This is a genomic window from Phyllobacterium sp. T2-21 (genome assembly GCF_055378485.1).
In genome coordinates, this window is sequence record NZ_AP027912.1 from 520,887 (window position 1) to 543,005 (window position 22,119).

The window sequence follows — 22,119 nt, forward strand, 5'->3', positions numbered from 1 at the left end:
GGCGCCCATGACGTCCCTGACACTCCAGCTTGCAACGGCAGAAGACACGGAACGGCTTGGTCAGGACATCGGGCTGGCGCTGGTCAAGGGCGATCTTGTCACGCTGTCCGGCGATCTGGGGGCCGGCAAATCGACGCTGGCCCGCGGGCTGATCCGCACCATTGCCAATGACAGTGCCTATGAGGTTCCAAGCCCCACCTTCACGATCGTGCAATCCTATCCGGAACTGCGTTTGCCGATCAGTCACGTGGATTTGTACCGGCTGTCTTCCAGCGAAGAAATCGACGAGCTTGGGCTGGACGAAGCACTGGAGGACGGCGCAGTTCTGGTGGAATGGCCGGAGCGGGCCGATGAGGTGCTGGCCAAGCCGGCGATCCACATCAATCTGCTCCATGATGGCAATGGCCGCACGGTCGAGATTGAGGGGGAAGACGCCGCCCTTGCAAGGCTGCAGCGCTCGCTCGCCATACGCACATTCCTTGGCCGCGCGGGATATGCCGACGCAAACCGCCGCTATCTGCTTGGCGATGCCTCCGCACGCGGCTACGAGACGATCGATACAGGCTGTGAACGTCCGCTGATCCTCATGAACTCGCCCTATAATCCCGGCGGACCGATCCTGCGCGACGGCAAGACCTATATGCAGATCGCCCATCTTTCCCAGTCGGTGACGGCGTTCGTTGCGGTCAACCATCTCCTGCGGTCCAATGGCTTCTATGTTCCGCAGATCATGTCCGACGATCTCGACAACGGCTTCCTGTTGCTCGAGAATCTTGGAAATGAAGGCATACTCGATGCGGATGGCGCCCCCATCGTCGAACGGTATGAGGCGTCTGTGCGGTTGCTGGCGCGCATGCATGAGCGCTCCTGGGCGCGCGACATCGAGATTGCCAAAGGCTATACCCATCATATCCATGATTTCGACCGCGACGCCATGATGATCGAAGTGGAGCTTCTGTCGGATTGGTATGTTCCGCGGATGGCGGGCTTCCGGCTGGCGCCGGAACAGAAGGCGGCCTACGTTGCCGCTTGGGATGCTGTATTTAGTCGGCTTCGTTCTTCGGAGAAAAGTCTCGTTCAGCGGGATTTCCATTCCCCCAACATCCTCTGGCGCAGCGAGGCCAGCGGCATCGACCGCGTCGGACTTCTCGATTTTCAGGATGCGATGATTGGTCCATCCGCCTATGACGTGGCGTCTCTGGTGCTCGATGCGCGCGTAACGGTCGAGCCTGAACTTCAGCAACACCTGCTGGCCGCTTATATCGAGGAACGGCAGTCCCGCGACAGCTCTTTCAATGACAGTGCCTTCCTGGAGGCCTTTTCCATCATGGCGGCGCAGCGCAATGCCAAGATTCTGGGAATTTTTGTGCGGCTCGATGAACGGGACGGCAAACCCTATTATCTCAAGCATCTTCCGCGCATCCAGGCTTATCTGGCCGGCGCTCTCGACCATCCATCATTGGCACCTGTCCGTGAATGGTGCGAAAAGATGGACCTTCTTTCCCTGGAGTTGCAGTGAATGACGATACCCGATACGGCGATGCTTCTGGCTGCGGGCCTCGGAAAACGCTTGCGTCCGATTACCGATACGATGCCAAAACCATTGGTAAAGGTAGCCGGCAAATCATTGATCGATTGGGGGCTTGATGCTCTCAACGCGGCAGGTGTTGCGCGCGCGGTGGTCAATGTTCACTATCTCGCCGACCAGATGGAACAGCATCTCGGATCGCGGCGCTCGCCGGCAATCGCCATATCGGACGAGCGGGCTGAACTGCTCGATTCGGCTGGCGGCATCGTCAAAGCCCTGCCCCTGATCGGTCAGGGCGCCTTTTACATTCTCAACGCCGATACATTCTGGATCGACGGGCCCCGTCCCAATCTTGTCCGTCTCGCCGAAGCATGGGATGCTTCGAAAATGGACATTCTTGTGATGGTGGCGCGCATGGATCAGGCGACCGGGTATGAAGGCCGCGGCGACTTTACCGTGGATGCCGAGGGAAGGCTGCAGCGCTTCCGCGAAGGTGACGTATCGCCCTATATTTATGCCGGGGCTGCGATCACGCATCCGCGTCTCTTTGAAGGAAAGCCGGTGGAGCGCGCGTCGCTCAATCGCTATTTCGATGAAGCCATCAGTGCCGGGCGTCTCTTCGGGATGCCGATGCAGGGCCATTGGCTAACCGTCGGCACGCCCGAGGCGATCGGAGAGGCGGAAGCCGTGATTGCAGGCCTCGGGCAGGAGACCCATGGTTGAGCGCCACAGTCCACGCATTTTCTCGATAGCGCCCGGCGACCCCTTTCTTCCCGCTCTGGTCGACGCGATTCTGTCCGGCAATCTCATTCCCGGTTTTCCGGCCAATCCCGCCGATCCGCTGGCGCTTGCCGGGGCGACGATTTATGTGCCGACCCGCCGCGCGGCGCGGACCCTGCGCTCGCTGCTTGTTGAAAAGAGTCCGGTGAAATCCGCGATCCTTCCCGTCATCCGGCCGCTCGGTGACGTAGACGAGGATGCGGCGATGTTCGATATGGGGTCGGACGCGTTTTTTGATCTGCTGCCGCCGGTCAGTTCGACGGAGCGGCTGCTTCTGCTTGCACGGCTGGTGCGGCCGTGGCGGGAGCGCCTGCCGCAGCATGTCCGTGCCCTGTTCGGCAATGAGGACATTGCCATTCCGGCGACCACGGCGGATGCCATCTGGCTGGCGCGTGATCTGGCCGGGCTCATGGATCAGGTGGAGACAGAGGCAAGCGGCTGGAGCACGCTGTCGAACATCGTTTCGGAGGAACTGCCGGAGTGGTGGCAGGTAACATTGGATTTCCTCAACATCGTCACCAGTCTCTGGCCGGATATTCTCAATGAGCGGCACCGCTCCAATCCCGCCGCCCACCGCAATCAGCTGATTGAACTGGAAGCGGAACGGCTTCTGCGCAGCCCGCCCGATGGCCCGGTCATCGCTGCGGGTTCCACCGGCTCGATCCCAGCCACGGCACATCTTCTCAGCGCAATCGCCGCCCTGCCGCAAGGTGCGGTGGTCCTGCCGGGGCTTGATCGCGATATGGATGAGACCAGCTGGCAGGTGCTGGCCAACACGCAGGACAATCCGTCCATCTTTGGTCATCCGCAATTCGGCCTGAGGAAGCTTCTGGCCGAGCTTGGCGTCCTGCGCCAGGACGTTGTCCGTCTCGGCACGGTCAGCCCGCAGAAGCGGGCACGCGAGCACTTGCTGGCGGAAGCCATGCGCCCTGCCGAAACAAGCGAGGCGTGGAGTGCTATCAACCGGGAAAGCAACGCGTTTTCCGCGGCGGTCGCGCCCGTCGCCCTGATCGAGGCGGCCAACGAACGCGAGGAAGCACTGGCAGTGGCGATCGCCCTGCGCGATGCCATTGAGACACCCGATAAGACGGCGGCGCTCATTACGGCGGATCGGGATCTCGCCCGGCGTGTGGCCAGTGAACTCGCGCGTTTCAACATTGCCGCCGATGATTCCGGCGGTCATGCCCTGCGCGAAACCCAGCCGGCAACGCTCTTGCGCCTCACCCTGGAAACGGTGTTCAATCCGGGTGACCCTGTCGTGCTGCTGGCTCTGCTCAAGCATCCGCTGACGCGGCTCGGCATGGACCGCAACGCCGTCCGGCAGGCGGCGGAAACCATTGAACTCATTGCCCTGCGCGGCGGCACCGGACGCGCGACCCTGGCAGGACTGGCTGAATTCTTCGAGCGGCGTCTTGCCGAAGGCAGTGCGTCACCCTTCGAGCCTGCCTGGCTGCGCCAGATCTCCGCGCAGCGCATTGAGGCCGCACGGATCGTCTGCGCGGCGCTCGGGCAATGCATGCTTGAGCTCAGTGCCTTCACGCAGGTCGGCGAATCCGTGGAAATATCGGATATCGTCCGGGCGACAATTGCCAGCCTCGAAAATCTGGTCCGCGATGACAGGGGTGATATATCGGGGCTTTATACCGGCGCTGCCGGAGAACAGTTCGCCGCCTTTCTGCGCAATCTCGTCTCCGCTGATTCCGGTCTCGATTTCATGCCGGTTGAATGGCCGGCAATGATCGAAGCCCTGATGGCGGGTGAGGTGGTGAAACCCAAGGCCGGTGCCCATCCGCGCCTGTTCATCTGGGGTGCGCTGGAAGCGCGCCTGCAGACCGTCGATACCGTCATCATCGGCGGGCTGAATGAGGGGTCCTGGCCGGGCAAGACCCGCAACGACCCCTTCATGTCCCGGCCGATGAAAGCTGTCATCAACCTGGAACCGCCGGAACGGCGCACCGGCCTTGCGGCGCATGATTTCCAGATGGCGCTCGGCATGGAGCGGGTCATTCTCAGCCGGGCGCAGCGCTCGGCCAATGCGCCAACCGTTGCATCGCGCTGGTTGCAGCGGCTGGAAACGGTGCTTGGCAAGAAGGCCGGTGATGAATTGCGCGCACGCGGTGCGCAATATCTGCATTGGGCCCGGGATATCGACGATGCGCCGGATGAGGATTTTGTCAAACGGCCGGAGCCAAAGCCGCCGCTCGAGGCGCGGCCAAAGCATTTTTCCGTCACGGAAATCGAAACCCTGCGGCGCGATCCCTACGCGATCTTCGCCCGTCGCATCCTGCGCCTGCGTCCCATCGAGCCGCTGATCCGCGATCCCGATGCGGCGGAGCGCGGCTCGCTGTTTCACAACATTCTGGCGCATTTCACCGAACAGGGTATCGATCCGGTTCGTGCCGATGCGGCTGCCCGGCTTTCGGAGATTGGCCGGCGCTATTTCGATGACATCGCCTTGCCGGAGGAAATCGATGCGGTGTGGTGGCCGCGTTTCCTGAACCTTGTGCCCGAGTTCCTGCAATGGGAGCGCGAACGGGCGCCGCTGCTGGCCGAGCGCCATCCGGAAATCGCCTCGAAGAAAATCCCGGTCGAAGCGTCAGGTGTCACGCTTTCCGGCCGTGCCGACCGTGTCGATCTGATGCGGGACGGCACGGTTGAAATCATCGATTACAAGACCGGCTCCACCCCCTCGCGCAAGCAGGCCCATGTGCTGCTCTCGCCGCAGCTGGCACTGGAAGCGGCGCTTCTCGCCCGCGGGGCCTTTCACGAAGTTGGTGCACGTCAGGCCTCGGATCTGCTCTATGTGCGCTTGCGGCCAAACGGCAGGGTTGATCCGGAATCGATTCTCAAGGTGGGAACAGCGGCCAGCAAGAGCGAAAAGACTGCGCCTGAGCTCGGTGTGCTTGCGTGGCTCCGCTTGAATGAACTGCTTGTTGCCTATCATGACCCGCAAAAGGGTTATCTGTCGCGCGCCCTGCCGTTCAAGGAAAGCGATCTGACGGGGGACTACGATCACCTCGCGCGGGTGCTGGAATGGTCGGCGGGCGGCGCTGACGATGGCGGGGAGGGCGGGGAGTGAAAAAGCCGCTCAACATCCCCAGGGAAACCATTGCCGACCAGAACAGTGCCGCCAATCCGGTGGATTCCGTCTGGGTGTCCGCCAATGCCGGGTCAGGCAAGACACACGTTCTGACTGAGCGCGTCATCCGCCTTCTGCTCGACGGCACCGATCCGTCGAAAATACTATGTCTGACCTATACCAAGGCCGCAGCAGCCGTCATGCAGAACCGTGTCTTTGCCCGGCTTTCCGATTGGGCAACCATGGATGAGGAGGCACTGGCGCAAACGATCGAGAAAATCGATGGCAAGCGTCCCGGACCCGCGCGGCTGGCGCAGGCGCGCCGCCTGTTTGCCCGGGCATTGGAAACGCCTGGGGGGCTGAAGATCCAGACGATCCACGCCTTCTGCGAGGCCATTCTGCATCAGTTTCCATTGGAAGCGAACATCGCCGGTCATTTCGAGCTGATGGATGACATGATGCAGGTGGCTCTGGTGGGGGAAGCACGCCGCCAACTGCTGCAGACGGCGCGGCTTGACGGCAATGTCGAGCTTGCGGCCGCCTTCAACGATGTCCTGGACGCGGCCGGCGAATTCGGGTTGCAGGAACTACTCGATGAAGCCGTCAACAAGCGCCATGACCTGACGCAGTTCATTCGCGACGTGGGTCATGATGCGCTGCGGCGTCCCCTCTTCTTTGCCCAGTTTGGTTTCACCGGCGCGGAGACGGAAGACGATATCCTGTCCACCCTCTGGCCGGTTCCGGAATTCCCGCAGGGCGTGCTGGACGATATCATGGCGGTGCCGAAGGGCGCTTCGCGGGCCCAGGAGTTTGCGCTCTTGCTGCGGTTTGCCAAGGTGAATGATCAAATCGATCAGCGTGAAGAGGTGCTGCGCGCCGCCTTTCTGAAAGCAACAGGTGATCCCAAGACCGGCAGCTATGTCGCGTCGAAGGGCGTGACCGACCGCATTCCCGATTTCATCGAACGCTATGACCAGGCAGCGGACAGGGTTTTCAGCGGCCTGGATCGCCTGAAGCAGCTGCGGCAGATCCGGCTGACCCTGTCGGCACTGGTGCTGATCGACGATCTGATCGGCCGTTACCAGCAGATGAAAAGGGCGCGCGGCCTTCTCGACTTCGATGATCTGATCGTGCGCACGGTGGCGCTGCTGGCGCGGCAGGATGCCGGGCCGTGGGTGCAGTACAAACTCGACAAGGGCATTGATCACATTCTGGTCGATGAGGCGCAGGATACCAGCCCCAACCAGTGGCGGGTCATCCGCCTGCTCAGCGAGGAGTTTTTTTCCGGCAGTACCGCACGCACCGTCCGGCGTACCCTGTTCGCCGTGGGTGACGAAAAGCAGTCCATCTATTCGTTTCAGGGCGCCATCCCGGAAGATTTCGCTCGCCATGGCAAGGCAACCGAGAAGAACGCCGAAAATGCCGAACTGAGTTTCTCCAGGGTCAATCTGAACTTCTCCTTCCGCTCCGTGCCCGACGTGCTGTCCGCAGTGGATGCCGTGTTCAAGCGGCCTGAAGCCAATCGCGGCTTTGGTGCCGATCACGGGGCGACTGTCCACACGGCGATCCGGTCCGGCGATCCAGGTGAAGTGCAGATCTGGGATATGCTCACGCCCGAAACCACGGAACAGGAGGAGGATTGGCGCACACCGGTCGACAGCCTTCCCGCGCCGCCGGTTCGCCTTGCCGAACAGATCGCCCGGACCATCGATCTCTGGTTGAAAAACGGCGAGGTCATCGAAGGCAAGAACCGGCGTCTGCAGGCGCGCGATATCATGGTTCTGGTGCGCAAGCGCGATCAGTTCATGCCTGCCCTGTCGCGCGAGTTGAAGAAGCGTCATGTACCAGTGGCAGGTGCCGACCGGCTCAAACTGACGGACCATATCGCCGTCAAGGATTTGATGGCGCTTGGCCGTTTCATGCTCTTGTCCTCCGATGATCTGTCGCTGGCGGCACTGCTCAAGAGCCCGATCTTCAAATGGGACGATGACCAGCTTTTCCATCTGGCGCATGGGCGGGCGGAAAACGAAACCCTGCATCAGCGCCTGACGATCCGGGCCAAGAGCGATCCTGCGCTGGCGGCCGTCGCCAAGCGCCTGCAGGAGTGGCGCAACCGTGCCGATACGGTGCCGGTGTTCGAATTCTACGCGGATATTCTTGGCAGCGGCGGTGCGCGGCGCGAGCTTCTGGCGCGGCTTGGGCACGAGGCTGGCGACGTGATCGACGAATTCCAGAACTATGCCATCGCCACGGAGAAGACCGGTCTTCCCGGGCTGCAGGCCTTTCTGGAAACGCTCGAGGCCGCCACGCCCGAGATCAAGCGCGAACTCGACCAGAGCCGGGATGAAGTGCGCATCATGACAGTCCATGCAGCCAAGGGACTGGAAGCTGCGGTGGTATTCCTGGTTGATTCCGGCAGTTCCGCTTCATCGGGCGGGCGCACGCCCAATCTTCTGTCGTTTCCAATGAGGGAAGAAGAGGGATGGCAGGGCAAGGGCTTCCTTTTCGTGCCGTCGAAATCCTATGCGACGGCCTTTACGGGGTCGATTGTCGAAAACCTGAAAGTACGGTCAGAAGAGGAATATCGCCGTCTTCTTTATGTCGGAATGACCCGCGCCGAAGATCGTCTGATCGTTTGCGGCTATCGTGGTGCCCGCCAGTCTCCGGATACATGGCACGGTCTTGTCGATGCGGCGCTGACGGATGTGAGCGAACCGTTCGATCATCCGTTTGAGGGCATCGTAGCGAAACGTTACCGCGAGACTCCGCGGACCGGTGGTCCGGTGCAGGAGCCGGAATTGGTGCCGGCGGCATCGGTTATGCCTTTCCCGTCCCGGTATCGTGCGCCGATGGCAAGGGAGGCCGGGCTGCCGCGCCCGCTGGCGCCGTCCGGCGTGTCTCTTCTGATCGAGCCCGAAAAGGAAGAGCCGCTGGTCACCGGCTCGCCGGTTCTCGGCGCGGAGGGCACCGATCCCGCTTTTGCGATCCGGCGCGGTACGGTCATCCATGCGCTACTACAGACATTGCCCAATCTGCCTGCCGCCCAGCGCCGCGCTGCCGCCGAGCGGTATCTCTCCCGCGCTGCCTTTGACTGGAAGCCTGAAGAAATCGAAAGCGCCCTGCAATCGGCATTCGCCGTCATGGACGATCAGCGTTTCGCGCCGGTCTTCGCGCCCGGTTCCCTCGCCGAAATCGCAGTCATGGGCACGTTGCATCTGCGCGGCAAGGATCATGCCGTATCCGGCGTCATTGACCGGCTTGCAGTGAGCGAAAGCCGCGTGCTGATCGTCGATTACAAGACCAACCGCCCGGCGCCGCGCAGCCTGAAAGAGGTGCCCGACGCCTATGTGGCGCAGCTGGCACTCTACCGGCAATTGCTGGAGCCGCTTTATCCTGGAAAGAGCGTGGAGGCTGCTCTGCTGTTCACCGAAGGCCCCCATCTCATCGATATTCCGGTGAATGAGATGCAGGCCGCCCTTGCCCGTCTCACCGCATCGTGAGATGACCGAGCTTGACGCGGGTGGGTAGACTCACCACATGATGGGCAACATTCAATAACCGATAAGGAAAAGCCGATGGCTACCGTCAAGATCGACACCAGCAATTTCCAGTCCGATGTACTTCAGGCAGGTCAGCCTGTTGTTGTTGATTTCTGGGCCGAGTGGTGCGGCCCCTGCAAGATGATCGCCCCTGCCCTTGAAGAAATCGCTTCGGAAATGGCTGGCAAGGTCACGATTGCCAAAGTCAACATCGACGAGAATCCGGAACTTGCAGCCCAGTTCGGCGTGCGTTCCATTCCGACATTGCTGATGTTCAAGGATGGCGAACTGGCTGCCAATCTGGTTGGCGCTGCTCCCAAGAGCAAGCTCAGCGACTGGATCCGTAATTCAGCCGCATAAGCCGAAGTCATAGACATTCATCAAACCCGGTATTCGTGCCGGGTTTTTTATTGCGGCGGGGTGCCGTTTTCGGCCAGAACGTCGCCGGCGAGATACAGCGAGCCGCCGATGAGAATGCGGGGTGCGGGCTCGGACTTGTCCCAGCTGTCCCGCAATATTTTCAGCGCATTCTCGACGGAATGCACCGGCTCGGCGGAAAGGCCGGCATCGCCGGCGGCAATCGCCAGCTGTTCATGCGGAATACCGGAATCGCTGGAGCGGATCGGCACCGTATAGACATGCCGCGCCATGCCGGTGAAGGCTTCGAAATAGCCGATGGGGTCTTTCGTGTTGATCATTCCGGTGATCAGGAAAAGCGGCCGCGGGCTGCGGTCTTCCAGCGAGGCGATCGCCTCGGCAACCACCAGGCCTGCACCGGGGTTGTGGCCGCCATCGAGCCATATTTCCGAACCGGGTACTGCCAGCTCGACCAGCTTGCCCTTGATCAGGCGCTGCATGCGGGCGGGCCATTCGACGGTTGTCATGGCCGTTTCGATGGCATAATCCGGCAGCGTGAAACCCGCCGTCTTCACCGCCTGGATGGCGGCTGCGGCATTGGACAACTGATGCCGCCCGAGCAAGGCCGGCAAGGGCAGGTCGAGGAGGCCCGTATTGTCCTGATAGATCATCCGGCCGCGTTCTTCGAAGGCAAGAAAATCCTGGCCGTAGACGGCAAAGGGGCAATCCCGCCGCTCGGCCGTTTCGATCAGCACCATGCGTGCCGCTTCTTCTTCCTGCGCACCGATGACAACCGGGCAGCCCGGCTTGATGATACCGGCTTTCTCCGCTGCGATCAGCTCCACCCTGTCGCCGAGATAGGGCTGGTGATCGAGCGAGATCGGCATGATGACGCTGACCGCAGGCTCCGGAATGACGTTCGTGGCGTCGAAACGGCCGCCAAGCCCGACCTCGAGGATCACGGCATCGGCCGGATGTTCGGAAAACAGGACGAAGGTGACGGCGGTCAGTATCTCGAAAACGGTGATGGCCTGACCGGCATTGGCTTCCTCAACCCGGGTGAGGGCGTCGGCAAAGGTTTCATCGTCGACCAGCTTGCCGCCGCCCGGTGCACCCAGTCTGTAGCGTTCATACCAGTGAACGAGATGCGGCGAGGTGTGCACGTGCACCGTATAACCGGCAGCTTCCAAAAGCGCCCTGGAGAAAGCAACGCATGACCCCTTGCCGTTGGTGCCCGCCACGTGGATGACGGGAGGCATTTTCAGGTGCGGATTGCCCAAGGCATGGAGAAGACGCGTGACGCGCCCCAGCGACAGGTCAAAACCCTTCGGGTGAAGCCCGAGCAAACGCTCGATAATCGCCTCAGCCTTCGACGACACAGACAAAGCCAACGGCAAAGGCCTCCAGAACCATCAATTGAATCAAGCTTCGGCTTCAATCGTTGCCGGCAGCGCCGCGCCATTCGGTTTGGCAACGGGAACCTCGGTGGCCTTTTCGCCCATGAGCATCTTCAACAGACGCGCAATGGTGGCTTTGAGTTCGGTGCGCGGCACGACCATGTCGACCATGCCATGGGCTTTCAGGTATTCGGCGGTCTGGAAGCCTTCCGGCAGCTTTTCCCGAATGGTCTGCTCGATGACGCGTTGTCCGGCAAAGCCGATCAGCGCGCCCGGCTCGGCAATATGGATGTCGCCCAGCATGGCGTAGGAGGCGGTGACGCCGCCCGTGGTCGGGTTGGTGAGGACCACGATATAGGGCAGGCCCGCTTCCTTCAGCATTTCCACCGCAACGGTGGTGCGCGGCAGCTGCATCAGCGAAAGAATGCCTTCCTGCATGCGGGCGCCGCCGGAGGCAGCGAAAAGAACGAGCGGCCGCTTCTGGGCGATTGCCGTTTCAAACGCCTTGATGATGGCTTCGCCTGCCGCCATGCCCAGCGATCCGCCGATGAAGCTGAAATCCTGAACCGTTGCCACAATTGGCAGGCCTTCGATGGTACCCAGCGCGTTGATGATCGTATCTTCGACGCCGGACTTGGCGCGATGTTCCTTCAGGCGGTCGATATAGCGCTTTTCGTCACGGAACTTCAGCGGATCGGTGACCACTTTCGGCTGTTCCAGCAATTCGTAGGCGCCATCATCGAAAAAGTAGCGCAGGCGGTCCTTGGCACGAATGCGCATGTGGTGGCCGGACGACGGCACGACCCACTGGTTCTTTTCCAGATCCGTATGGAAGACCATCTCGCCCGAAACCGGATCCTTGATCCAGAGGTTTTCGGGCATTTCGCGGCGACCAAGCATCGAATTGATCTTCGGCCGGACGTAATTTGTGATCCAGTTCATGATCGGTCCTGTTCTCTCGTCGGTATTTTGATTTAGGGCTTCTATTCCGCCGCTGCAAGGCGCACGGCGCGCACGCCGCTGGAAAGTCCCTGCACCATCGTGGCGACGGCTTCGGCCGGATCGGCCACAAGCGAGCCATCCGGACGGATTGTATTGGCAACGGCATTGACGATTGCGGTGCCGACGACAACGCCATCCGCTGCGGTGCCGATCACCTTGGCCTGCTCGGCGGTCTTGACGCCGAACCCGACCACAACCGGCAGGTCCGTATGCTGCTTGATGCGCTTGACCGCATCCGCCACCCTGCTCGTATCGGGCAGGGCAGAACCGGTGATGCCGTTCATCGAGACGTAGTACACAAAGCCGGATGTGTTCTGCAGCACCTTGGGAAGACGCTTCTCATCCGTCGTCGGTGTGGCCAGCCGGATGAAGTTGATGCCGGCCTTGATGGCGGGAATGCACAGTTCCGCATCCATTTCCGGCGGCAGGTCGACGATGATCAAGCCGTCGATACCGGAGGCCACCGCATCCCTGAGGAAGCGGTCGACACCATAGATATAAATCGGATTGTAATACCCCATCAGAACGATCGGTGTGGTGTTGTCGCTCTCGCGGAAGCTCGCGGCAAGTGCGAGCGTCTTTGTCAGCGACATGCCCTTTTTCAGGGCACGCAGGCCAGCTGCCTGAATTGCCGGGCCGTCGGCCATCGGGTCGGAAAAGGGAACGCCGAGCTCGATGATATCCGAACCGGAACCGGGCAGTGCCTTCATGATCTTCAGCGAGGTCTCATAATCCGGATCGCCGCCCATGAAATAGGTTACGAGTGCCGGACGCCCCTCCGCCTTCAACGCGGCAAATTTTCTGTCGATACGGGTCGCCATGCTTAAATCTCCATACCCATGAGTTTGCCGACCGTATGCACATCCTTGTCGCCGCGGCCCGACAGGTTGACGATCATGATCTTGTCCTGCGCCATTTCAGGCGCGATTTTCACCGCCTGGGCAATGGCGTGGGCCGATTCAAGCGCGGGAATGATGCCTTCGACGCGTGTCGTCAGCTGGAACGCATCGAGAGCCTCGTCATCGAGGATCGGTACATAGGAAACCCGGCCGGTATCGCGCAGCCAGGAATGCTCCGGTCCGACGCCCGGATAATCGAGGCCGGCGGAAACCGAATGGCCATCGAGAATCTGGCCGTCCTTGTTCTGCAAGAGATAAGTGCGGTTGCCGTGCAGCACGCCCGGGCTGCCGGCACTCATGGAGGCGCAATGCTCTTCGCCGTCGAGGCCGCGGCCGCCGGCTTCAACGCCGATGATTTCGACACTCTTGTCGTCAAGGAAGGGATGGAACAGGCCGATGGCGTTGGAACCGCCGCCGACGGCCGCAATGATCGTATCGGGCAGGCGGCCTTCACGCTCGAGAATCTGCGCGCGTGCTTCCTCGCCGATCACCGACTGGAAATCGCGCACCAGTTCCGGATAGGGATGCGGGCCTGCAGCGGTGCCGATGAGGTAGTAGGTGTCATCGACATTCGAGACCCAGTCGCGCAGCCTCGTTCATCGCATCCTTCAACGTGCCGTGGCCGGAGGCGACGGGCTTCACTTCAGCGCCCAGCAGCTTCATGCGGAAAACATTGGGTGCCTGCCGTTCGACGTCGGTTGCGCCCATATAGACGACGCAGGGGAGGCCGAACCGTGCCGAAACCGTCGCTGAGGCAACGCCGTGCTGGCCGGCACCGGTTTCCGCGATGATGCGGGTCTTGCCCATGCGCTTGGCCAGCAGGATCTGGCCAAGGCAATTGTTGATCTTGTGGCTGCCGGTATGGTTGAGGTCTTCGCGCTTGAAGTAGATTTTCGCGCCGCCATCAAGACCCTTGTCCTTGGCCAGCTGGCGGACATGCCTGGTCAAACCTTCGGCATAATAGAGTTTTGACGGGCGCCCGGCGTAGTTGGTGGACAATTCACGCAGCTCGGCCTTGAAGGCCGGATCATTCTTGGCGTCGTCATAGGCCTGCTGCAATTCAAGGATCAGCGGCATCAGCGTTTCAGCAACGAAACGCCCGCCGAAAATACCGAACATGCCCTCTTCGTCAGGACCTGTCTTGAATGAATTGGGTTCAACCGCCTTGTCCACCGTTCCGCTCCGTTTGTTCAGGCCACATCGGCGCTTTTGGCGGCGCGCGCAACCCGGAAAAATTCTCTGATCAGGCTAACATCTTTTACACCCGGCGCGGACTCGACGCCGGACGAAATATCGATACCGCGCGCATTCGTCGCTTCCAGCGCCCCGGCAATATTACCGGCGTTGAGGCCCCCGGAAAGCATGTAATTGACCGGGGCGTCAAGGCCGCCGAGGATTTGCCAGTCGAAAGACACGCCATTTCCTCCCGGAAGGTCCGATCCCTTGGGTGGTTTGGCATCGAAGAGAAAGCCATCGGCAATACCGATATAGGGGCTAATCGCGTCAAGATCGCGGCGTTCGCGCAGCGCCAGAGCCTTGATGACAGGCAATCCGTAGCGCTGCTTCACGGCGCTGACACGGGCCGGACTTTCGTCGCCATGCAACTGCAGCATGTCGGGCTGCATCTCGGCAACAATCGCATCAAGCGTTGCGTCGTCTGCATTTACGGTGACGGCAACGGCCTTCGCCCGACCGACTGCGGCGCGGCGCAGGCGGCCGGCGGTCTGCGCATCGACATTGCGCGGGCTTTTGGGGAAAAAGATAAAACCGATATGCGACGCGCCTTCATCCAGCGCTGCCGCAACGGCTTCGTCGGTCTTTAATCCGCATATTTTGATATCAAGGCTCATAACCGGTGCCAGTGCCACGAAAACGCGCAAGAGTCGAGGATTTTGCGCGGTTTATCCTTCGATACTAAAGGTGGTGGTCATAGCCCGCTTTGACAAGGAAATCGAACGCATCTGCGACAGCCGGAGGGACCGATTGCGCAATCTGAAAGCCTTTGACCGGATAGTCGACGATGCGCTTGACGTCGCCAACCATCTCATGGATCAGCCGGTCGAGCGGATAGGTCGTGAGCGGTTGATCCTGAAAGCCGTGCAACGGTGCCGTCACCGCGGCGTTTATCTCCGGCCATTGCGCACGCACCGTCGCGAAGGCCCGGCGCTGCGTCTGCGGTTTGGTGACGATGATCACGCGCTTGACCGTATCACCAGCCATTTCCCGCGCAAACCGGATATTCTCGCCGATATTGGTCGCGTTCGGTTCAATCAGAATCGCGTCGGCCGGGACGCCAGCGCCAATGGCGCGCGCGGCAAATGCTTCCGCCTCGCTCGTTGTGTAGAGATGGTTGGTCCAGTTGCCGGCCTTGCCGGTAAACAGGATTTTGGCGGCCAGCCCCTGATGCCACAGATCGGCACAGCGGTCGGCCACGCGCAGGTCGTAGCTGCCGAGGCCGATGATCAGGTCGGCCGGGCCCAGCGGGTCATAGACGAGATGGAAATTCCAGAGGACTCGGGCGGCCGCTTCTATGGCAGGCGTGACTGGTTCCGGCATCAGCTGAAATCAATCGCCTGAAGGGCGCTGCCGTTGCGTTTCAACCAGGCCTTGCAGCGTTCCGTATCCGGGCAGAGCTCGCCGCAAAGCTTCCAGAATTTTGGTCCGTGGTTCATCTCTTTCAGATGGGCAACTTCATGCGCCACGAGATAGTCGATGATCGGCGGCGGCGCCATCATGATGCGCCAGGAAAAGGAGAGGGTGCCGTCCGAGGTGCAGGAGCCCCAGCGGCTTTTGGTATCCTTGAGGCGGATAATCTTGGCCCGTCGTCCGACCGTTGCGGTATGCCGCGCCACCAGCATGTCCAGATCGTGCCGTGCTTCCCGTTTGAGGAAGTCACCGACCCGGCGCGCCAGATGCGGCCGGTCGCCATGGACGATCAATCGCGGGCCCTCCGCGCCGTTCTTCTGTCTTACAGTTCCGCGCTTGTCCGGTTCATGCACGATGAGATGCGGGACGCCGCGGATCGGAATCTTGACCCCCGGCCGCACTTTGGGCTGGTCCGGCATCTTGGCAATGCGGGTCTCGATCCAGCCCTCGTGACGCGCCAGGAATTTGTCGACTTCGCGCGCCGGCATCCCCGGCGGCACGGTGATCCGCAAGCCCTTGCCGCCCGCATCGATGCGCAGGGTGAGACGCGTCGCGCGCGGGTTTTCCATCACGCGCAACGGCAGGACACGGCCCGCAACCTCGTAGCTCCGCTCGGCTTTCAGCGTCGCGGATTTTTTCGGCGGGCTTCGGAACAGCGAAAGGATCATGGGCGGGACTTTAATTGATTCGGGTGAAAGCCGTGAGACAAAACAGAGGCGGCGCCGGATCGCTCCGGCGCCGCTTCGCTGGGGAAATGCGGACAGGACTGGAGGGAACCGTCCGCAGGATGGTGTTATTCCTCTTCGGCGTCGTTGGCGCCCGAAGACGGCTTCTTTGCCGCGGCATTGCGTTCAGCCATGAAGCGGTCAAACTCTTCCCGGTCCTTGGCACGGCGCAGTTCATGCGCGTAGTCCTCGAACGCGGCGCGCATCTCTTCGAGCTTGCGGCGTTCCTCGGCCAGGCGCTCCAGTTCCTTTTCGCGCCATTCGTCGAAGGCGACATTGCCTGTGCCGAACGAACCGCGTCCAAAGGACGGACCCTTGCCGCGACGGAATGCGCCGCAGAAGCCATCGGTAGCGCGGCTGACGTCGCGCTTAAAACCATCCAGCCGGTTACCCCAAAGGATGTAAGCGAGCATGGCGAAACCAAGCGGCCAGAACAGCATGAAACCAATAACCATCAGGGCGATGGTTGCTGGGGTCCAGCCCGGCCGGATCAAAGCAGCATTGTTCATAAAAGCCCTTCCTTCTCACGAAAGCCCGACCCCAATTGGTCGATTGTTTACGACATGGGAGACGGATTGCGGCTTTTCAAGAAATGCCGGGCTCGAATGCCGTAAGGGCTTGGAATCAGATATGTTTCTTTGCGTGATCGAAGGCAACCACAAGCAGGCCCGCCACCAGCGCCCAGAAGGCAGCGCCGATTCCGGCAATGGAAATGCCCGATGCGGTCACGGCAAAGGTGACGACGGCGGCGAGCCGCTCGGTCTCGTTTTTCAGTGCGATCGTCAGCGCATTGGCAAAGGCGCCGATCAGGGCGAGACCGGCGACCAGAGCGATCAGGGGTGCCGGCAGGACGGCAAACAGCGCCACCAGCGAAGCCCCGAAGATGGCCAGTATCAGATAGGACAGCGCGTAGAACGGGCCGGTCAGCCAGCGCTGCGCCGGATCCGGATGGGCATCCGGCCCGGTGCAGATCGCCGCCGAGATGGCGGCCATGTTGCTCGTATGTGCGCCGAAGGGGGCCGTCAGCAATGAAAGGAGCCCTGTTACCTGCAATGCCGCCGCCGTCGGCGGCTCGTAACCGGCGGCACGAAGCACGGCAAAACCGGGCAGATTCTGCGACGCCATGGTGACGAGGTAAAGCGGCAGGGCAATGCCGATGATCGCCCGTGTGTCGAAGACCGGCATGATGAGGGTGAGTGTCGAGAGGCTGATATCCGGTACACTGGCAACACGGCCGCTGAGGAAGGCGAAGAGAATGCCGCCGAACAGCACGGCGAGGACTGCCATGGCCGGATTGAACAGGCGGATAACGAAGAAAAGAAGCACCAAAGGCAGGACGAAGATCGGATCGACGGGGATTGTTCGCGCAGCGCCGATGAGGAAGGCGAACAGGACGCCAGCCAGCATGCCGGAGGCAATTGATGCCGGAATTTTGGAAACAAGGCCGGAAACCGGCTTGACCAGTCCCGTGATGATGATGGCGATGGCTGTGACGATGAAGGCGCCGACACCCTGCTGCATGGTAAAGCCCGTGCTGGCCCCGATCAGGGCCAGTCCCGGCGTCGACCATGCCGTGATGATCGGCATCTTGTAACGCCAGCTGAGAAAACCCGTGGAGATAAACATGGCAAGGCAAAGCGCCGTCACCCAGCTTGCCGTCTGCGCCTGTGTCGCGCCAAGCGCCTGTGCCGCCGCGATGATCAGTGCGAGCGTGCCGCCAAACCCGACAATGGCGGCGACGACGGCAGAAGCAATCACGGAGGAGCGCATGGGATGAAACCTGTTGGGAGGATTTACAGAATGGGCAGGCGGGTTTTCGAGCGGTCAACCATCGAAGCCACGGTGCGGGTGAGAAGCTCCAGATCCTGCGGGCGTGACAGACGATGATCGCCATCGCGCACCAGCGTAATCGTCACGTCGTCAACCGGCAAGTGATCAACCAGCCGCAGGGCATGGGTGTAGGGAACATCCCTGTCCTCCATCCCCTGCAGGATGTGCACGGGGCAGCCGGTCCGGATCACACCCTTGAGCACCTGATTGGCTCTGCCATCGTCCAGGAGCGCCTTGGTGTAGATATAGGGCTCGGGGGCATATTCGGATGGTTCTTCCATATAACCCCGTTCGGCAAGCTGGCGGTGCTGGTCCGGCGTCAATTCGGGTTCGACCAGCTCGGACGTGAAGTCGGGTGCGGGCGCAATCAGGACCAGCCCGGCAACGCGACTGTGTTCACCGGCCTTTTGCAGTTCTTCGATCATGCGCAGGGCGATCCAGCCGCCCATGGATGAACCGACGAGGATTTGCGGCCCCGACGAAAACTTTTTGAAGACCGCAAGGCTCTGTTCGAGCCAGAGGGATATCGTGCCGTCGCGAAACGCACCACCCGACTCGCCATGGGCGGAGTAATCGTGACGCAGGAATGCGTGGCCGTTGGCTTCAGCCCATTGATCCAGCCACTCGGCCTTGCTGCCGAGCATGTCCGAACGGTAACCGCCGAGCCAGACGATGCCGGGCTCAGCGCCCTCGCGGTGGCGCACGGCGATCTCGATGTCGTTGAGGGTGAGGAATACCGGCGGGTGGGCCGTCATGTGTCAGTCTCCAGGATGTGCCGCTTGCTTTTGCCATGCAAAATTTGATGATGAAACCCATTCAACTGAAAACCACATTGTATAGAATGCGAATATTCCTATATCTGAACCAGATGATTTATCCGTGAAAAGATGTTATTGAGCTAACCGCTGCAGACAAAGCATTGCAGGCTGGCCCCGACGGTGCTATTTGCGGGACCGAAATAATTCAAGGAGACTACTGCCATTCGCCGACCCTTTAGAGCACAGGTGGTCCAGAAAGATGGACCGCGTTCCAACCGCGATATCCGGGTACCCCAGGTACAGCTTATCGATGCCGAAGGTGAAAACCACGGTATCGTCACGATTCAGGCCGCGCTGGCCATGGCCGATGAGGCCGGACTCGATCTCGTCGAGATCGTGCCGAATGCCGAGCCGCCGGTGTGCAAGATTGTTGACCTCGGGAAACTGAAGTACCAGGGACAGAAGAAGGCTGCCGAGGCGCGCAAGAAGCAGAAAACAGTCGAAATCAAAGAAATCAAGATGCGACCGAACATTGACACGCATGATTATGATGTGAAGATGAAGGCTATCAAGCGATTCTTCGACGAAGGTGACAAGGTCAAGGTGACATTGCGTTTCCGTGGTCGCGAAATGGCGCACCAGGAACTCGGAATGCGGCTGCTCGACCGGGTCAAGGAAGATACGGTCGATATTTCCAAAGTTGAGGCCGAGCCAAGATTGGAAGGCCGCCAGATGATGATGGTGCTGGCGCCACGCTGAAGCTGAACGACAGTTTGAGACCAAGGCCGCCTTCGGGCGGCTTTTGTCTTGAACGATCCGGATTTAAGGGCTGACATGGCGCTCACATCTCCAAAGGACATGGCCCGGTTTCAGCGGCGCCGCCGAATTGTGCTGGCAGTCGTCATTTTTCTGATTCTCGGCGCTTTGTTGACTGTTCGATCCGCCTGGGCCGATAACTGGACCCACGAATATATCGAGGATTTCGGCATCGGTGTGATTGTTCTGGCAATCCTTGGCCGCATGTGGTGCACGCTCTACATCGGCGGGCGCAAGAGTTCCGAAATCGTCCGCCTGGGGCCTTATTCGATGAGCCGCAACCCGCTTTACGTGTTCAGTACCGTGGGGGCTTTCGGCATTGGCATGATGACAGGCAGCCTGACCGTCGCCCTGATCCTGGCGGTGCTGTGCTATATCGCCTTCCATTTTGTCATCATCGCCGAGGAAGGTTATCTGGAGACCGTTTTCGGCGAGACATACCTTGCCTATAAACGCGAAGTACCGCGGTTCTTCCCCAATCTCAGGCTGTACCGGGAATCGGATGTTCTGAGCGTCAAGTCTTCGATGCTGTACAAGACGCTGGCAGACGGACTGGTCTTTTTCATTTCCTACCCCCTACTTGAGTTCGCCGAATATCTGCAATCGGTCAATATTCTGCCCGTCTTCTTTCGGTTTTACTGATTTTTTGCGGAATCGAAGACGATTCAGCAGTTGCGCTTTTTCCGGCTTCTGGGTATAAGGCCGCGTTCAAACCGCCCGGCAGGGCATGCCGTGGCGGTTTTGCATGCTTTCAGACTTTGGTCGGTCTGAAGTGAAATCAGAAGGGTTCAGGCTCCATCGGAGTGACGGGAACCCTAGAAATAGGAGTAGCAAAATGCCCAAAATGAAGACCAAATCGGCCGCCAAGAAACGGTTCAAAATCACTGGGACTGGCAAGATTAAAGCCGCCGCCGCTGGCAAACGCCATGGCATGATCAAACGTTCGAACAAATTCATTCGTGACGCACGTGGCACAATGGTTCTCGCCGATGCCGATGCGAAAATCGTGAAGAAGTTCTTGCCCAACGGCCTTTAAGCCGACAGCGACGTTTTAAGGAGATCATATCATGGCACGTGTCAAACGGGGCGTTACGTCCCACGCCAAGCATAAAAAAGTTCTGAAGCAGGCTGAGGGTTTCCGCGGCCGCCGCAAGAATACCATCAAGACTGCAAAGGCTGCCGTCGATCGTTCGAAGCAGTACGCCTACCGCGATCGCAAGAACAAGAAGCGCACGTTCCGCGCGCTCTGGACCCAGCGTATCAATGCTGCCGTGCGTGAGCATGGCCTGACATACAGCCGTTTCATCGACGGTCTGAGCAAGTCCGGTATCGAGGTTGACCGCAAGGTTCTGTCGGATCTCGCGATCCACGAGCCAGCAGCATTCGGTGCACTCGTGGCTTCCGCCAAGAAGGCACTGGAATACCTGAAGAACACCACACCGAATGCTTTTGAAGGCGCTGTCCACTAAGCCAGCCGCCGCTCCCAAAGCACATTCGGAATTATAGACTTGGGAAACCCGCGCTGGCTCGGCTGGCGCGGGTTTTTCAATTTTCTGCATTGAATTGATCGCATAATCGCTCAAGACGCGAAACAGGTGAGAAGCATGGACGATCTGGTACAACTGGAAAGCGCGCTGGTCGCGCAGATTGAGGCAGCGAATGACGAAGCGGCCATCGAGGCTGTCCGTGTTGCTGCGCTTGGCAAAAAGGGCTCGATTTCGGAAAAGCTGAAATCGCTGGGCTCGATGTCGCCGGAAGAGCGCCAGATGCAGGGACCGGCCATCAACGGTTTGAAGAACCGCGTCACCGATGCGCTGGCCAGCCGCAAGAGCACGCTCAAGGATGCGGCGATTGCCGAGCGCCTCGAAAAGGAAAAGCTGGATGTCACTTTGCCCGTGCGCACCGCACCGGCCGAGCGCGGGCGCATCCATCCGATCAGCCAGGTAGTAGATGAAATCACGGCGATTTTTGCCGATATGGGTTTTTCAATTGCCGAAGGCCCGGATGTCGAGACCGACTATTACAATTTCACGGCGCTGAATTTTCCCGAAGGCCATCCCGCGCGGGAGATGCACGACACGTTTTTCTTCAACCCGGATGAGAATGGCGAGCGCAAGCTCCTGCGCACCCATACGAGCCCGGTGCAGATCCGCACGATGGAAAAGCAGAAGCCGCCGATCCGCATCGTCATTCCCGGCAAGACCTACCGCATGGATTCCGATGCCACCCACTCGCCGATGTTCCATCAGGTCGAGGGGCTGGTCATCGACAAGACGGCGAATGTCGCCAACATGAAGTGGGTGCTGGAAGAATTCTGCAAGGCTTTCTTCGAGGTACCATCCCTGCAGATGCGCTTCCGTCCGTCCTTCTTCCCGTTCACCGAGCCGTCGCTGGAAGTCGATATCCAGTGCGACCGGTCGGGCAATGAGGTCAAATTCGGCCAGGGCACGGACTGGATGGAAATCCTCGGTTGCGGCATGGTTCATCCGAATGTCCTGCGCCATGGCGGGCTTGATCCGGACGAGTATCAGGGCTTTGCCTGGGGCATGGGCATCGATCGCATCGCCATGCTCAAATACGGCATGCCGGACCTGCGCGACTTCTTCGATGCCGATGTGCGCTGGTTGCAGCATTACGGCTTCCGCCCGCTCGACATGCCGACCCTGTTCGGCGGCCTGAGCGCGTGATCGGGTACGGCTTTTCGCCTGACATGGAACTTTTATGCGAGCGGTTTCGCCTTGTCGAAACCCTCAAACGCTGAAA

At 60.3% G+C, this 22,119-nt stretch carries 19 protein-coding genes and 1 pseudogene; 10 read left to right on the forward strand and 10 right to left on the reverse strand.

Features of this window, described 5'->3' with window-relative positions; all coding sequences use genetic code 11:
• The first annotated feature begins 7 nt into the window (after positions 1-7).
• The 5 genes from tsaE to trxA all read left to right on the forward strand — a co-directional run bounded on the left by tsaE (position 8) and on the right by trxA (position 9,286).
• The gene (tsaE, locus tag ACZ5FP_RS02665; RefSeq protein WP_464661976.1) at positions 8-1,519 is read left to right on the forward strand and encodes a tRNA (adenosine(37)-N6)-threonylcarbamoyltransferase complex ATPase subunit type 1 TsaE; all 1,512 of its coding nucleotides are present in this window, start codon (positions 8-10) and stop codon (positions 1,517-1,519) included.
• The gene (locus ACZ5FP_RS02670) at positions 1,520-2,251 is read left to right on the forward strand and encodes a nucleotidyltransferase family protein (RefSeq protein WP_464661977.1); all 732 of its coding nucleotides are present in this window, start codon (positions 1,520-1,522) and stop codon (positions 2,249-2,251) included.
• Positions 2,244-5,387: a double-strand break repair protein AddB gene (gene addB / locus ACZ5FP_RS02675; RefSeq protein WP_464661979.1), complete on the forward strand. Its 3,144-nt coding sequence runs from the start codon at positions 2,244-2,246 to the stop codon at positions 5,385-5,387. Before ACZ5FP_RS02670 ends, addB begins: the two co-directional genes overlap by 8 nt.
• On the forward strand, positions 5,384-8,887 hold the full coding sequence (gene addA, locus ACZ5FP_RS02680; RefSeq protein WP_464661981.1) for a double-strand break repair helicase AddA: 3,504 nt from the start codon (positions 5,384-5,386) through the stop codon (positions 8,885-8,887). The genes addB and addA overlap by 4 nt, the downstream gene beginning before the upstream one ends.
• Before the next feature lie 75 nt (positions 8,888-8,962).
• Entirely contained in the window at positions 8,963-9,286 is a 324-nt protein-coding gene (gene trxA / locus ACZ5FP_RS02685; protein WP_105734109.1) for a thioredoxin, read from the forward strand.
• Between the two features lie 47 nt (positions 9,287-9,333).
• Here trxA and ACZ5FP_RS02690 read toward each other — a convergent pair whose 3' ends face one another.
• The 10 genes and pseudogenes from ACZ5FP_RS02690 to ACZ5FP_RS02735 all read right to left on the reverse strand — a co-directional run bounded on the left by ACZ5FP_RS02690 (position 9,334) and on the right by ACZ5FP_RS02735 (position 18,537).
• Positions 9,334-10,662 (reverse strand): bifunctional folylpolyglutamate synthase/dihydrofolate synthase, encoded by a 1,329-nt coding sequence (locus ACZ5FP_RS02690; protein WP_464663147.1) that lies wholly within the window; start codon positions 10,660-10,662, stop codon positions 9,334-9,336.
• 42 nt (positions 10,663-10,704) lie between these two features.
• The gene (accD, locus tag ACZ5FP_RS02695) at positions 10,705-11,622 is read right to left on the reverse strand and encodes an acetyl-CoA carboxylase, carboxyltransferase subunit beta (RefSeq protein WP_223613979.1); all 918 of its coding nucleotides are present in this window, start codon (positions 11,620-11,622) and stop codon (positions 10,705-10,707) included.
• A 41-nt stretch (positions 11,623-11,663) separates the two neighbouring features.
• Positions 11,664-12,503 carry a tryptophan synthase subunit alpha gene (trpA, locus tag ACZ5FP_RS02700; RefSeq protein ID WP_223613980.1) on the reverse strand — a complete coding sequence of 280 codons (840 nt, stop codon included), beginning with the start codon at positions 12,501-12,503 and terminating at the stop codon, positions 11,664-11,666.
• A gap of 2 nt (positions 12,504-12,505) precedes the next feature.
• Positions 12,506-13,754: pseudogene (gene trpB / locus ACZ5FP_RS02705) on the reverse strand (tryptophan synthase subunit beta).
• Positions 13,755-13,771: 17 nt separating this feature from the next.
• Positions 13,772-14,431, reverse strand: coding sequence for a phosphoribosylanthranilate isomerase (locus ACZ5FP_RS02710; RefSeq protein ID WP_464661983.1), 660 nt, complete (start codon positions 14,429-14,431; stop codon positions 13,772-13,774).
• A 64-nt stretch (positions 14,432-14,495) separates the two neighbouring features.
• The gene (locus tag ACZ5FP_RS02715) at positions 14,496-15,137 is read right to left on the reverse strand and encodes a YdcF family protein (protein ID WP_464661984.1); all 642 of its coding nucleotides are present in this window, start codon (positions 15,135-15,137) and stop codon (positions 14,496-14,498) included.
• The gene (locus ACZ5FP_RS02720; RefSeq protein ID WP_464661986.1) at positions 15,137-15,895 is read right to left on the reverse strand and encodes a M48 family metallopeptidase; all 759 of its coding nucleotides are present in this window, start codon (positions 15,893-15,895) and stop codon (positions 15,137-15,139) included. Before ACZ5FP_RS02720 ends, ACZ5FP_RS02715 begins: the two co-directional genes overlap by 1 nt.
• A gap of 125 nt (positions 15,896-16,020) precedes the next feature.
• Entirely contained in the window at positions 16,021-16,461 is a 441-nt protein-coding gene (locus ACZ5FP_RS02725; RefSeq protein ID WP_464661988.1) for a DUF2852 domain-containing protein, read from the reverse strand.
• 115 nt (positions 16,462-16,576) lie between these two features.
• Positions 16,577-17,722 (reverse strand): benzoate/H(+) symporter BenE family transporter, encoded by a 1,146-nt coding sequence (locus tag ACZ5FP_RS02730; protein ID WP_463013045.1) that lies wholly within the window; start codon positions 17,720-17,722, stop codon positions 16,577-16,579.
• Positions 17,723-17,745: 23 nt separating this feature from the next.
• On the reverse strand, positions 17,746-18,537 hold the full coding sequence (locus ACZ5FP_RS02735; RefSeq protein WP_464661990.1) for an alpha/beta hydrolase: 792 nt from the start codon (positions 18,535-18,537) through the stop codon (positions 17,746-17,748).
• Between the two features lie 225 nt (positions 18,538-18,762).
• Between ACZ5FP_RS02735 and infC the strand changes: the two genes are divergently transcribed.
• The 5 genes from infC to pheS all read left to right on the forward strand — a co-directional run bounded on the left by infC (position 18,763) and on the right by pheS (position 22,043).
• Complete coding sequence (infC, locus tag ACZ5FP_RS02740; protein WP_105734100.1) at positions 18,763-19,299, forward strand: translation initiation factor IF-3; 537 nt, start codon at positions 18,763-18,765, stop codon at positions 19,297-19,299.
• Positions 19,300-19,374: 75 nt separating this feature from the next.
• Complete coding sequence (locus ACZ5FP_RS02745) at positions 19,375-19,998, forward strand: methyltransferase family protein (protein ID WP_464661991.1); 624 nt, start codon at positions 19,375-19,377, stop codon at positions 19,996-19,998.
• Between the two features lie 193 nt (positions 19,999-20,191).
• Positions 20,192-20,392, forward strand: coding sequence for a 50S ribosomal protein L35 (rpmI, locus tag ACZ5FP_RS02750; protein WP_008127399.1), 201 nt, complete (start codon positions 20,192-20,194; stop codon positions 20,390-20,392).
• A gap of 31 nt (positions 20,393-20,423) precedes the next feature.
• On the forward strand, positions 20,424-20,825 hold the full coding sequence (gene rplT / locus ACZ5FP_RS02755) for a 50S ribosomal protein L20 (protein WP_091879294.1): 402 nt from the start codon (positions 20,424-20,426) through the stop codon (positions 20,823-20,825).
• Between the two features lie 135 nt (positions 20,826-20,960).
• Positions 20,961-22,043, forward strand: coding sequence for a phenylalanine--tRNA ligase subunit alpha (pheS, locus tag ACZ5FP_RS02760; RefSeq protein WP_464661993.1), 1,083 nt, complete (start codon positions 20,961-20,963; stop codon positions 22,041-22,043).
• The last annotated feature ends 76 nt before the right edge of the window (positions 22,044-22,119 follow it).